This is a genomic window from Streptomyces sp. NPDC002867 (assembly GCF_053591895.1).
The window spans coordinates 150,799-163,640 of sequence record NZ_JBSFUR010000011.1; the positions used below are offsets into that span (position 1 = coordinate 150,799).

The 12,842-nt window shown below is 71.6% G+C and carries 11 protein-coding genes; 5 read left to right on the forward strand and 6 right to left on the reverse strand.

Annotated features, from left to right (window positions below; all coding sequences use genetic code 11):
- Positions 1–118: 118 nt before the first annotated feature.
- On the forward strand, positions 119–802 hold the full coding sequence (locus ACWD0A_RS14045) for a maleylpyruvate isomerase family mycothiol-dependent enzyme (protein WP_451297784.1): 684 nt from the start codon (positions 119–121) through the stop codon (positions 800–802).
- 10 nt (positions 803–812) lie between these two features.
- Complete coding sequence (locus ACWD0A_RS14050) at positions 813–1,469, forward strand: MBL fold metallo-hydrolase (protein ID WP_451297786.1); 657 nt, start codon at positions 813–815, stop codon at positions 1,467–1,469.
- Positions 1,470–1,485: 16 nt separating this feature from the next.
- On the opposite strand, the gene ACWD0A_RS14055 is transcribed toward ACWD0A_RS14050, so the two are convergent.
- The 6 genes from ACWD0A_RS14055 to ACWD0A_RS14080 form a co-directional block, all read right to left on the reverse strand.
- Positions 1,486–2,277: an alpha/beta hydrolase gene (locus ACWD0A_RS14055; protein ID WP_451297788.1), complete on the reverse strand. Its 792-nt coding sequence runs from the start codon at positions 2,275–2,277 to the stop codon at positions 1,486–1,488.
- Between the two features lie 223 nt (positions 2,278–2,500).
- On the reverse strand, positions 2,501–3,514 hold the full coding sequence (locus ACWD0A_RS14060; RefSeq protein WP_451297790.1) for a TerC/Alx family metal homeostasis membrane protein: 1,014 nt from the start codon (positions 3,512–3,514) through the stop codon (positions 2,501–2,503).
- Positions 3,515–3,743: 229 nt separating this feature from the next.
- Positions 3,744–5,717, reverse strand: a complete 1,974-nt coding sequence (locus ACWD0A_RS14065) for a TerD family protein (protein WP_451297792.1) — start codon at positions 5,715–5,717, stop codon at positions 3,744–3,746.
- 178 nt (positions 5,718–5,895) lie between these two features.
- Positions 5,896–6,474 (reverse strand): TerD family protein, encoded by a 579-nt coding sequence (locus tag ACWD0A_RS14070; protein WP_451297794.1) that lies wholly within the window; start codon positions 6,472–6,474, stop codon positions 5,896–5,898.
- A 133-nt stretch (positions 6,475–6,607) separates the two neighbouring features.
- Positions 6,608–8,728 carry an excinuclease ABC subunit UvrB gene (gene uvrB, locus ACWD0A_RS14075; RefSeq protein WP_451297796.1) on the reverse strand — a complete coding sequence of 707 codons (2,121 nt, stop codon included), beginning with the start codon at positions 8,726–8,728 and terminating at the stop codon, positions 6,608–6,610.
- Positions 8,729–8,875: 147 nt separating this feature from the next.
- Positions 8,876–9,754, reverse strand: coding sequence for an MHYT domain-containing protein (locus ACWD0A_RS14080; protein WP_451297798.1), 879 nt, complete (start codon positions 9,752–9,754; stop codon positions 8,876–8,878).
- A gap of 286 nt (positions 9,755–10,040) precedes the next feature.
- Here ACWD0A_RS14080 and ACWD0A_RS14085 point away from each other — a divergent pair, with 286 nt between their 5' ends.
- Genes ACWD0A_RS14085 through ACWD0A_RS14095 form a run of 3 tightly spaced genes read left to right on the forward strand, consistent with a single transcriptional unit; the run spans position 10,041 to position 12,839 of the window.
- Positions 10,041–10,919 carry a glycerophosphodiester phosphodiesterase gene (locus ACWD0A_RS14085; protein WP_451297800.1) on the forward strand — a complete coding sequence of 293 codons (879 nt, stop codon included), beginning with the start codon at positions 10,041–10,043 and terminating at the stop codon, positions 10,917–10,919.
- Positions 10,920–10,967: 48 nt separating this feature from the next.
- Positions 10,968–11,513, forward strand: a complete 546-nt coding sequence (locus ACWD0A_RS14090; protein WP_451297802.1) for a methylated-DNA--[protein]-cysteine S-methyltransferase — start codon at positions 10,968–10,970, stop codon at positions 11,511–11,513.
- 51 nt (positions 11,514–11,564) lie between these two features.
- Entirely contained in the window at positions 11,565–12,839 is a 1,275-nt protein-coding gene (locus tag ACWD0A_RS14095; RefSeq protein WP_451297804.1) for an MFS transporter, read from the forward strand.
- Positions 12,840–12,842 lie beyond the last annotated feature (3 nt).

Below are 12,842 nucleotides of genomic sequence, written 5' to 3' on the forward strand. Positions count from 1 at the left end.
ATGGATGAATGCCTGACTTTCAAGGATGCCTCCACCGAGCGTATAGCACGCGCATTCGATTTATGGACGCCTGCCGATTCCTTCACCCGAACGAGTACCGAGGGCTAGGGTCTGCCTCGTGATCGATCCTCTGAACGACCTGCGCTCCGTACGCGAAGCGACCGACCGGCTCCTCACCGCCGTCGCCGCACTGGACAACGCCGCCGTGGCACGGTCGTCACGGCTGCCGGGCTGGACCCTCGGCCATGTACTGGCCCACATCTCCCGTAACGCCGACGCGCTCGTGAATGTTCTCCAGGGCCGCCCGATGTACGTCAGCGGCGAGGCACGCAACGCCGACATCGAGCGCGACGCCCCCCGGCCCCTCGCAGCGCAGCTCGACGACCTGCGGGAGAGTGCCGCACGCTTCCAGGACGCCGGCTCCGTGCCCGCGGACTGGGACCGCACGGTCGAGCTGCGCAACGGCATCACCGACCGCGCGGCGCGGGTGCCGTTCCGCCGCCTGATCGAGGTGGAGCTGCACCACGTCGACCTGGGCATCGGCTACGAGCTGGAGGACCTGTCGAAGGAGTTCACCCAGCGGGAGACCGACTTCCTCGCTCAGCGCTTCCGGGGCGCCGCGAACGTCCCGCCGACGCGGGTCCGCACCACCGGGGGCGAGTGGCGCACGGGTGGCGACGAAGGAGCCGAGGTGACGGTGTCCGGGCCGGCTGCGGACGTGCTGGGCTGGCTCGCGGGACGGCGGGACGGCGCGGTGCTGGAGGCGTCGGGAGGACCGCTGCCCGTACTGCCCCCGCTATAGGCTGAGACCTATGACTTACAGCGGAGTGGTGAAGGTCGGCGGGCCCGCGGACGTGCACGAACTGACGGACCTGATGATCTCCAAGGTCGCGGTCGGCCCGATGGACAACAACGCCTATCTGCTGCGCTGCCGGGCCACCGGCGAGCAGCTGCTCATCGACGCCGCCGCCGAGCCCGACACCCTGCTGCGGCTCATCGGTGACGACTCGATCGCGTCGGTCGTCACCACGCACCGCCACGGCGACCACTGGCAGGCACTCGCCGAGGTGGTCGCGGCGACGGGCGCCCGGACGTACGCGGGGCGCCACGACGCCGAGGGGATCCCGGTCCCCACCGATGTCCTGGTGGACGACGGGGACACGATCCGGGTGGGCCGCGTCGAGCTGACTGCCTGTCACCTCATGGGCCACACCCCGGGATCGATCGCGCTGGTCTACGACGACCCGCACGGGCATCCCCATGTGTTCACCGGGGACTGCCTCTTCCCGGGCGGTGTGGGCAACACCCATGACGATCCGAAGGCGTTCACCGATCTGCTGAGCGGTGTCGAGGAGAAGCTCTTCGGCCGGCTCCCCGACGAGACGTGGGTCTACCCGGGCCACGGCAAGGACACGACGCTGGGCGACGAGCGCCCGAAGCTGCCGGAGTGGCGCGAACGCGGCTGGTAGTACCCGGCCTTCCGGCTCAGGCCGCCGGCTCGGGTGCGGTACCGGGCGGCTCCGGCGCCTGAGCGGGTGCGGTTCCGGACGGCTCCGGCGCCTGAGCGGGCACGTGCGGGGCGGTCGCGGGCGCGGCGAAGCCCTCTGCGACGCGCGCCGGCAGCGGCCCCAGGCCCAGCAGGCCGGTGACCACCGCGGTGGTCAGGGCGTGCCAGGCGGCGGCGCCGCGCAGCATGGCGTGGTCACCGCCGGACACCGGCAGTGTGCAGACCTCCGAACCCGCGGTCCGGGCACGGGCGGCGAGGGCCCAGGTGTCGGCCGGGTCGGTCACCCGGTCCCGGTCGCCGTGCAGCAGGACGACACGCCGGCCCGCCAGGTGATCGACAGGTTCGTCCGCAGGGCACCAGGGCGCGAGCCCGACCACGGCGGACACCAGGGGATGCCCGGCGACGCGCAGGGCGGCCCGGCCCCCCATCGAATGGCCGACCAGGACGACGGGTACGGGACCGGTCACCCGGGACAGCTCCTCCAGGGCTCGCGTCGCGTCCCGCGCCGCGTCGGCGCGCTCCCCGTTCCAGCCGCGGTGGACGTAGCGCACCCGGCCGAGGGCGATGGCGTGGCCGGCGGTGGCTCGTGCGAGGGACCTGGCGAAGGGACGCATCCGGACCGCGGGCAGATTGACGACCGGCGGCGGCTCCAGGGCGTCGGCCCGGCCGCCGTGCAACAGCAGGACGGCGCCCCGGGGCGCTTCGACGGCGCGCAGCGGCACCAGGGCGGAGGACGCGGTCTGGTCTCGGCGTGCGGCTATGGCTCTCACGTCCTCGGCGCTCGGGGCTGTCGCACGCCACGGTATGCGGAGCCGGAGACAGCCGTGGAGGCGGCACCGGCCCTGCGGAAAACCCGGGCACCCGGCGCGCTCACCCAGCCCCGGAGGCCGCGGAGAGGGACCGGTCCGGAGGCGGGATACGCAGCCGGCCGGGGCGAGGGCTTTCGTCCTCGCCCCGGCCGGGCTGTCACCGCGGATGACCGGGCCTGGTGGGTCAGGCGTCGATGCTGTCCTTCTCGGCATGATCCTCGCCGGCAGCCTGCCCGGCCTCGGCCGCTTCCCGCTCGGCCTGCTTCCTGGAGGCGATCAGGCTGGTGATCGTCGTGACGACCAGCACGCCGCAGATGACGGCCAGCGAGAACGGGATCGAGATCTCGGGGACGTGCACCCCGCTCTCGTGCAGTGCGTGCAGCACCAGCTTGACGCCGATGAAGCCGAGGATCACCGACAGGCCGTAGCTGAGGTGGACCAGCTTCCTCAGCAGTCCGCCGATGAGGAAGTACAGCTGGCGCAGACCCATCAGCGCGAACGCGTTGGCCGTGAACACGATGTACGGGTCCTGGGTCAGACCGAAGATCGCGGGGATGGAGTCCAGTGCGAAGAGCACATCGGTGGTGCCGATGGCGAGCATGACCACCATCAGCGGGGTCAGGACGCGCTTGCCGTTGTTCGCGATGAACAGCTTCGTGCCGTGGTACTTGTCGGCGACGCCGAACTTCTTCTCGATGGACTTGAGGAGCCTGTTCTCTTCGAACTCCTCCTCTTCCTCGTCCGAGCGCGCCTCCTGGATGAGCTTCCAGGCGGTGTAGATGAGGAAGGCGCCGAAGAGGTAGAACACCCACGAGAAGCTGGCGATGATGGCGGCGCCGGCGGCGATGAAGATCGCCCGCAGCACGAGGGCTATCAGTACACCGATCAGCAGCACCCGCTGCTGGAGGTGGGAGGGCACCGAGAACTTCGCCATGATCAGGACGAAGACGAAGAGGTTGTCGACGCTCAGCGACTTCTCGGTGATGAAGCCCGCGAAGAACTCGCCGGACGCCTGGCTCTCGCCGAACACGAGCAGGCCCACGCCGAAGAGCGCGGCCAGCACGATCCAGACGACCGTCCAGATGCCGGCTTCCTTGATCGACACGTCATGGGGCTTTCGCCCGATGAAGAAGTCGACCGCGATCAGGGCGCTGAGACCGAGAATGGTCAGCACCCAAAGGGTCATGGAAACGTCCACTGTGCCTCCGGCTTCGTACGGCTACTGATCAGCGTCGTCGCTGCCGGAGGTCTCCTCCACCCCGTGCGGCGTCGTGCCGCACCACGGGCCGGCGCCCCGGGACCTTCTCTGTCGGTCCGTACTGACGGGCACGCCGCGAGTCGGGAGTACTCCCCTCCGCCCAAGGAACAGTACAGGAAAGACCAAGGAAAGGTAAAGCAAAGGGTAAAGCGGCTACCAAGTGCCCAGGTCAACGCCCCCACGAGCGGCGGGCGTCGGCCACCTGGCCCAGCACCTGACGCAGCACGGCACTGCCCGGCGGCACGGGCAGCGGTTCGTACGTCCACGCGTGCCGCACCCAGGGGTCGGCGAGGTGGTCGTCGGGCACGGGCGTGATCCGGAGGAGCGAGCGCCACAGCGGATCCAGCACCGGGCCGTAGGCGGAGGCGTCCTCGCGGTCGGCGACCATCAGCAGATGGACTCCGACGGCCGGTCCCTCGTCCGCGAGGTACCGCAACTGGGTGACCGCCCGGTCGTCGAAGCCGTGCGGGAAGTCGTTGACGATCAGGAGCTGCTCGGCCCGGTCGAGATCCGGCGGCAGGGAGTCGGCCGCGTCACCGCGCAGCGCCATCGTCACCAGGTCGACCCGCTGGGTCAGCCGGGCGAGGACGGAACTCACGCCCTGGGCTCCTGCCGCCGGCGGCCCGGCGAGCACGCCCGAGCCCACCAGCGGGGCCAGGGCCCCGGCCGCCGACCCCGCGGGGTCGATCACATGCACCGAGAACTCGCCTGGCGGATACACCGCGACGAGCCGGGCCGCGAGCGCGACCGCCGTGTCGGCGGCCTGCCGGCGCAGCACTCCCTCGTCCAGCGCCATGGCCGCGTCCGAGCTCGACCGTCCGCTGTCCACCCACAACCCGCGCTCCAGCGGCAGCCGTACGAGCAGCGGGAGGCGCAGTTCGGGGCTCTCGGGCAGGTGGATGTCCCCGATACGCAGCGCCATGGGGATCTCCATCGGGACGCGGTAGGCGTGCCAGACCGGGTTGTCCCAGCGCGCGAAGGCCGGTGGCAGCGCGGGCTCGACGACCTCCGCCTCGGCGGTGAGCTGGGCCAGATCGCGGTCGAGGACCTGCCGGGCCTGGTCGGTCAGCTGCTCGTACTTGGCGCGGGCCGCGGCCCGCGCCGCGTCCCCGCCGCTGCCGATGCGGCTGCGCGGGTCGGACAGGACCTGGTCGAGCTCCTTGTCCATGCGGTTCTCGGCGAACTCGACCGCACTGCGGTACGCGGCGACGGTCCTGGCCAGGTCCTCGAACATGCCCCAGATCTGGTTGTAGAGGCGCTCCTCCATCGACCAGCCGGTGGCGTCGCCCGCGACGGGCGCGGAGGGGCGGCCGGGCTCCGCCGGCGGTGCGGCCGGGGGCGGCGGGGGGGCCGCCGACTGACGCCGGGGGTGCGTGTAGTCGACGGGGCCGCTCGGGACCTGCGGCGTGTCCGGCCCCGGGGTGTGCTGCGGGCCCGCGGAGGCCGCCGCGGCCTGGGCCGCGGGCACGGACAGCCCGTCGGAGAGCGAACGGCCGCCGGACGGCGTCGCGTCGGGGGCGGAGGACTGGTCGGGTGCGGCGGGCGCGACCGGCCCCGCGTCGGCGCTCGTGGCCAGCCGCGCCGGTTCGGTGCGGGGGGCCGGGAGGGCAACGGTCGCCTGGATGCCGGCGGCGACCTCCCGGGCGCGGGCGAGGCCCTGGTCGGCGAGGAGGTCCGCGAGGCCGCCCTCGTAGCCCTGGCCCACCGCACGGATCTTCCAGGCGCCCTGGCGCCGGTAGACCTCGACGGCGACGAGCGCGGTCTCGGTGTCGAGGCCGGTGATGGTGAAACTGGCGATCTCGTCGCCGTCGTCGCCGACGACGGCGACGAAGGGCGCCGCGGTGGCGCCGAAGCGGTCGGGACCGCCCCCGTCCGCGAGCGCGAGGAGCACGTTGATCTGCTGCACCGCCTCGGGCACGGCGTCCAGCTGGAGCGTGAACCGGGGCGCCCGGTCGGCCTGTTCGGGCACCTCGACGCCGGGCAGCGCGCGGGCGCCGGGATGGGCGACCCACTCCTCGCGCCCTGTGCCGCGGTCGTCGACGTAGCTGGCGCAGGCCACGACCGGATGACCGGCCGACACCCGTACCTCCAGCCGGGTGTGCGGCAGGGGGTGGTTCTGCCCCCGGACCAGCTCGGCCGTCATCGCTCTGTCCCCTCGGTGTTCTGCGGTACGCGTGGTGTGTGCGTCGGATGTCGTGCGGCGTCGCCGGTGCGCGGGCGGCCGGCGGTTCGCGTCGTGCGGTGCAAGCGGTGCAGCTCCCGGCGGCGATGCCTCCGGGAGCTGCGGGTCCGTCGATACGGTCCGGGCCTGCGGTGAACGCCTACAGGTGCGGCAGGATCGCCGGCATCAGGTCCTGGAACGTACGGCCGTTGGCCGGGTTGCCCAGGGCGGTCATCTGCCAGCCGCCGCCCGCGCGGTGCACCTTGGCCATGATCTGCGCCGTGTACTGGCCACCGCCGTCGAGCGTGTAGCGGGCGAGCTCCTGGCCGTTGGTCTCGTCGACGATGCGGCAGAAGGCGTTCTGCACCTCCTGGAACGTCTGGCCGGTGAAGGAGTTCACCGTGAAGACGATCTGGTCGATGTGGACCGGCACCCGCTGCAGGTCGACGAGGATCGCCTCGTCGTCGCCGCCGGAACCGGCGCCGCCCACCAGGTTGTCACCGGTGTGCTTGACCGAACCGTCGTCGCTGACGAGGTGGCGGAAGAAGACCACGTCCACCGGCTGCTTGTCGGCGAACAGCACGGCCGACGCGTCGAGGTCGATCTCGCGGGTGCGCGAGCCGAACAGACCACGGCGCGGAGCCGCCTGCCAGCCGAGCCCCATCCGCACAGCAGTGAGGATGCCCCCGTCGCTCTTCTGCAGGCTGATGGCCTGGCCCTTGGTCATGTTGACCGTCACGCGCTGTCCCCTTCTTGAGAATTGCCACCGCCCAAATGTGCGGTTGACCTGCACCCTACGCAGTCGGGACGGCGGAGCAGGACCGTCCGCCCGATTTTGTGTCGGTCTTGCAACACAGCGTCCGCTGCCAGCCTCAGGCGAGGCCCGCCTCCTTCATCTGGCGGAGCTCCTTCTTCAACTCGCTGACCTCGTCGCGCAGTCGCGCGGCCACCTCGAACTGCAGCTCCGCCGCGGCCGCGCGCATCCGATCGGTCATCTCCTCGATGATTCCGGCCAGTTCGGCCGCGGGGCGGTCGCTGACCACCTCGCCCTTCCTGGCACCCGACGTGCCGAGCGCGGGCACGGGGGCCTTGACGGCCTTGCCCGCCTTGTCGGCCTTCGCCTGGCGGTAGCCGGTGCCGAGCAGTTGCTCGGTGTCGACCTCCTCGCGCGCGATCGTCGCGACGATGTCGTTGATCTTCTTGCGGAGCGGCTGCGGGTCGATGCCGTTCTCCGTGTTGTACGCGATCTGCTTCTCCCGGCGGCGGTTGGTCTCGTCGATGGCCTTCTCCATCGCGGGCGTGATCTTGTCCGCGTACATATGGACCTGGCCGGAGACGTTGCGCGCCGCGCGGCCGATGGTCTGGATCAGGGAGGTGCCGGAGCGCAGGAAGCCCTCCTTGTCCGCATCCAGGATGGCCACCAGCGAGACCTCGGGGAGGTCGAGGCCCTCGCGCAGGAGGTTGATGCCGACCAGGACGTCGTACTCGCCGGCGCGCAGTTCACGCAGCAGCTCGACGCGGCGCAGGGTGTCGACGTCGCTGTGGAGGTAACGGACCTGGATGCCCAGTTCGAGGAAGTAGTCGGTGAGGTCCTCGGCCATCTTCTTGGTGAGGGTGGTGACGAGGACCCTCTCGTCCTTCTCCGTGCGCAGCCGGATCTCGTGGACCAGGTCGTCGATCTGGCCCTCCGTGGGCTTGACGACGACCTCCGGGTCGACAAGACCCGTGGGCCGGATGATCTGCTCCACGAAACCGTCGCCGCGCGAGAGCTCGTAGGCGCCCGGGGTGGCGGACAGGTAGACGGTCTGGCCGATCCGCTCCTTGAACTCCTCCCACTTCAAGGGACGGTTGTCGAGTGCGGACGGCAGCCGGAAGCCGTGGTCGACGAGCGTGCGCTTGCGGGAGGCGTCACCCTCGTACATCGCGCCGATCTGCGGGACCGTCACATGGGACTCGTCGATCACGAGCAGGAAGTCCTCGGGGAAGTAGTCGAGGAGGGTGTTGGGCGGGGAGCCGGGCTCGCGGTCGTCGAAGTGCATCGAGTAGTTCTCGATGCCCGAGCACGAGCCGATCTGGCGCATCATCTCGATGTCGTACGTCGTGCGCATGCGCAGCCGCTGGGACTCCAGCAGCTTGCCCTGCCTATCGAGCTCCGCGAGGCGCTGCTCCAGCTCGGCCTCGATGCCGTTGACCGCCTTCTCCATGCGCTCGGGGCCGGCCACGTAGTGACTGGCGGGGAAGACGTACAGCGACTGGTCCTCGCTGAGGATCTCGCCGGTGAGCGGGTGGAGGGTGGACAGTGCCTCGATCTCGTCGCCGAACATCTCGATGCGGACGGCGAGCTCCTCGTAGACCGGGAAGATCTCGATCGTGTCGCCGCGGACCCGGAAGGTGCCGCGCTGGAACGCCATGTCGTTGCGCGTGTACTGGATGTCGACGAAGCGGCGCAGCAGCTGGTCGCGGTCGATCTCGTCGCCGACCTTGAGCTGGACCATGCGGTCCACGTACTCCTGCGGTGTGCCGAGGCCGTAGATGCAGGAGACGGAGGCGACCACGACGACGTCGCGGCGGGTCAGCAGCGAGTTCGTCGCGGAGTGGCGCAGGCGCTCGACCTCCTCGTTGATCGAGGAGTCCTTCTCGATGTAGGTGTCCGACTGCGGGACGTACGCCTCGGGCTGGTAGTAGTCGTAGTACGAGACGAAGTACTCCACCGCGTTGTTCGGGAGGAGCTCGCGGAACTCGTTCGCCAGCTGGGCGGCCAGGGTCTTGTTCGGCGCCATCACCAGGGTGGGGCGCTGAAGACGCTCGATCATCCACGCGGTGGTCGCCGACTTGCCGGTGCCGGTCGCGCCGAGCAGGACGACGTCCTTCTCGCCCGCGCGGATACGCCGCTCCAGGTCGGCGATGGCCGTCGGCTGGTCGCCGCTGGGCTGGTAGGGGCTGACGACCTCGAAAGGCGCCACCGTACGTTCGATCTTGGAAACGGGCCGCATGGAATCCACCGTACGACCCGCCACTGACAGCCGGGGGTGAACCGCGGCGGACGCCGGGCCCCCGCGGGGTCCCGGCCACCGGCCGGAGCCGCTGCGACCAGCAGCTTTGCCCGTGGCCCGGCGCCTGCCGGCCCCACGGGACCGCGCTCAGCGGCTGTCGTGGTCCGCGAAGCGCCGGCGGCGGGCGCGGTCGGCGGCCCAGGAGGCCGGGCGGCGCCCCGCCTGCGCCCCTGCCCGGGCCGGGACTCCCGCGCGCCGGCCCTCGTCGCGGGCGGGCCACCCGTGTTCCGGCTCGCCCAGCACGAGGAGCGGGTCGAACATCACCACGACGGCGGCGAGCAGCAGGAAGACCGCGGGTCCCACGAGGACGGGTGCGAGCACGCCGACCGGGGAGTCACCGGCGGTGGCCAGGTCGATCGTGGGGTGCAGATGGACGCTCACCGCCGCCATCCCGACGTAGTGCATCCCGCTCACCGCGATGCCCATCACGAGGGCGGCGCCGAGACTCGCCAGGAAGCCGTGCACGGACACCGCCGCCCACAGCGCGGCGGTCGCCGCGACGACGGCGATCACCACGGAGAGCGCGACGGTGAGGGTGTCGTACTCCAGGACGGCCTGCAGTCGCATTCCGGCCATGCCGAGGTAGTGCATGGAGGCGATGCCGAGTCCGGTGAGCGTCCCGCCGGTGACCAGCGCCATCAAGGTCGCGCCGCGGTAGCCCACGATGAAGATCCCGATGCCGACCATGACGACGGCCACGGCGAGGCTCGCGAAGGTGGTCGGCCTGTCGTAGCCGATGGGGACCTCCTGGACGGTGAACCCCATCATCGCGATGAAGTGCATCGTCCAGATCCCCGAGCCGATGGCCGTGGCGCCGAGCGCCAGCCACGCCGCCTTGAAGCCGCGGCCGTGGCGCACGGACCGCGTGGTGCAGCGCAGGCCCAGGGCGCCGCCCAGGCAGGCCATGAGATAGGCCGCCACCGGGGTGACGAGGCCATAGCCGAAACCGTCCACCGTGCCCTGCATCCCCTGCGCCCTTCGCCCCGTGTGATCCCCTGTGCCCGGTGCCCCCTGCCTGCTCCGCGATACCCGCGTCCCCCGCGCATCCGGGAGCGAACGTCCGGTTGTGGGCGAGAGTACGGCCCGCGGAACGGGATGCAAACGCCGGGGCGGCGATTTGTCGACATGGGAGACACGGGTGGTTCCCCGCACGCGGTCCGTTCAGGTTGTGGCCATACTTCGCCTGTCCCGTGTTGGCCGACAACTGTCACTCTCGGCCCGTCCGTGATCCGACGACGTGAGGAAATCCCCCGTGGACGCACGCCCCGTCGCAGCCCTGGCCGCCACTGCCCTCGGAATCGCCGTGTTCCTCGCGCCCGGCTCGGCCTCCGGCACCCCGGAAGCCGTGGCGCAGCAGGACGAACCACTCGTGATCGCCCATCGGGGCGCCTCCGCCTACGCGCCCGAGAACACCCTCGCGGCGGTCGACCTCGCGGACCGGATGGGCTTCGTCTGGGTGGAGAACGACGTCCAGCGCACCAAGGACGGCGAGCTCGTCGTCGTCCACGACGACTCACTCGCCCGGACCACCGACGTGGAGCAGGTCTTCCCCGACCGCGCGCCCTGGAAGGTCAAGGACTTCACCGCCGCCGAGATCGCCCGCCTCGACGCGGGCAGCTGGCGCGGCGCCGAGTGGGGCGGCGCGCGCGTGCCGACGCTCAAGCAGTACCTGAACCGCGTCGACGAGAACAACCAGAAGCTCCTTCTGGAGATCAAGAAGCCCGAGCTGTACCCGGGCATCGAGAAGGACACCCTCCGGGTGCTCGGCGAGGAGGGCTGGCTGGACCGCCGGCACGTGGCGGGCCGGCTCGTCATCCAGAGCTTCGGCGCGGACAGTGTGAAGGCCGTTCACCAGCAGCGGCCGGACCTCACCACCGGCTTCCTCGGTACGCCGGCGGTCGCCGATCTGCCGGCGTACGCGGCGTTCACCGACCAGATCAACCCCACGCACACCTCGTTGACCGCCGAGTACGTGGCCGCCGTCCACGCGCTCAAGGGCGCGCACGGCAAGCCGCTGCGGGTCAACACCTGGACGGTGAACGACGCGGCGGGCGCCGCGCGCGTGGACGCCTTCGGGGTGGACGGGATCATCACCAACAATCCGGACGTCGTGCGGAACGCGGTGAGCTGACGTCCGCTCCCGGACGGACTGTCAGTGCCCGGTCGTACCGTGGTCCGCATGAACACCACCGGCAGGAACACCCTGGAGTGGAGCGTCGTCGCCACGGACATCGGGCCGCTGCTGCTCGCCGCGACCGGCGACGGCCTGGTGAGCGTGGTGTTCCACGCGCGGCCCGCGATACGGGACCGGGCGCTGAAGCAGCTGGCGGACCGGCTCGGTGCGCCGCCCGCCGAGACCGGGACCGGGCGCCTCGCCGAGCCGATACGCCAGCTGCACGCGTACTTCGAGGGCGGGCGGCGGGATTTCGATCTTCCGCTGGACTGGTCGCTGTCGGCGGGTTTCAACCGCCAGGTGCTGCGAGAGCTGCCGGCCGCCGCGCCGTTCGGGACGGTCGTCGGTTACGGCGATCTCGCGGCACGGGTCGGCCAGCCGGGCGCGGCCCAGGCGGTCGGGGCGGCGATGGGCTCCAATCCCCTGCCCGTCGTCGTGCCGTGTCATCGGGTGGTGGAGAGCGACGGGGGGCTGGGCGGCTTCGGCGGGGGCCTGGAGACGAAGCGCAGGCTGCTGGCGCTGGAGGGCGTGCTGCCGGAGCCGCTGTTCTGACCGGGCGCCGGCGCGGTTTCGCACCGGCGCGGCCGCTGGCACACTGCGTCAGTGACCACCAGCCCAGACGCTCCTGACATATCAGAGTCCCCGGTGATCGGGGCCGCCGAGCTCCCGGCACTGCGGCGCCGTGTCAACGCCGTGCTGATCGCCAGCCAGATCCTGGGCGGCCTCGGACTCGCCACCGGAATCGCGCTCGCCGCAGTCCTGGCGCAGGAAGTCAGCGGTACGGAAGCCCTGTCCGGTCTCGCCCCGACCGCGACCGTGGCCGGGACCGCGCTGCTCTCGGTGCCGCTGGCCGCCCTGATGACCGCCCGGGGGCGGCGGCCGGGCCTGGTCCTCGCGTATCTCATCGGGGCGCTCGGCGCGGGTGTGGTCGTGCTGGCGGCCGTCGTCGGCAGCTTCCCGCTCCTGCTGCTCGGCATGGCGGGCTTCGGCGCGGCCTCCTCGGCCAACCTGCAGGCCCGATTCGCGGCCGCCGACCTGGCCGAGCCGGAGCGGCGCGGGCGGGCGATCTCCACGGTTGTGTGGGCGACGACGATCGGGGCGGTGCTGGGGCCGAACATCGCCTCGCCCGCCGGACGCAGTGTGTCCGGCATCGGCATACCGGCGGCCGCGGGCCCCTTCCTGTGGGCGGCGGGCGTCTTCCTGGTCTCGGCGGTGGTGGTCCTGGTCCTGCTGCGCCCCGACCCGCTGCTGACCGCCCGCGCGCTGTCGCCTGCCGACCGCTCTCCCGAGGGACGTTCGCTGCGTGCGGGCGTGCGGGCCGTGCAGGACTCCCCGATGGCGCAGCTGGCGCTGGTCACGGTGGCCGTCTCGCACACGGCGATGGTGTCGATCATGTCGATGACCCCGGTCGCGCTGAGCCACCACGGTGCGGGGATCCAGCTGATCGGCCTGGTCATCAGCGGGCACATCGCGGGCATGTACGCGTTCTCGCCGCTGATGGGCTGGCTGGCGGACCGTATCGGGCGGCTGGCCGTGATCGGGCTGGCGGCCGGCCTGCTCAGCACGGCCGCGCTGCTGGCCGGTACGGCGGGGCCGAGCCACGGCCGGACGGCGCTCGGTCTGTTCCTGCTGGGCCTCGGCTGGTCGGCGGGTCTGGTCGCGGGCTCCACGCTGCTGACGGACTCCGTGCCGCAGCCGGCGCGGGCGGCGGTCCAGGGCCTGTCGGACCTGACGATGAACACGGCGGCCGGTCTGGGCGGGGCGGCCGCGGGTCTCGTGGTCGCGCAGGCCGGGTACGGCTGGCTGAACGCGATCGGGGCGGTGCTGCTGCTGCCGATGGCCGCGCTGGCGGTACGGCGGGCGATGACGCGCGCGTGAGCG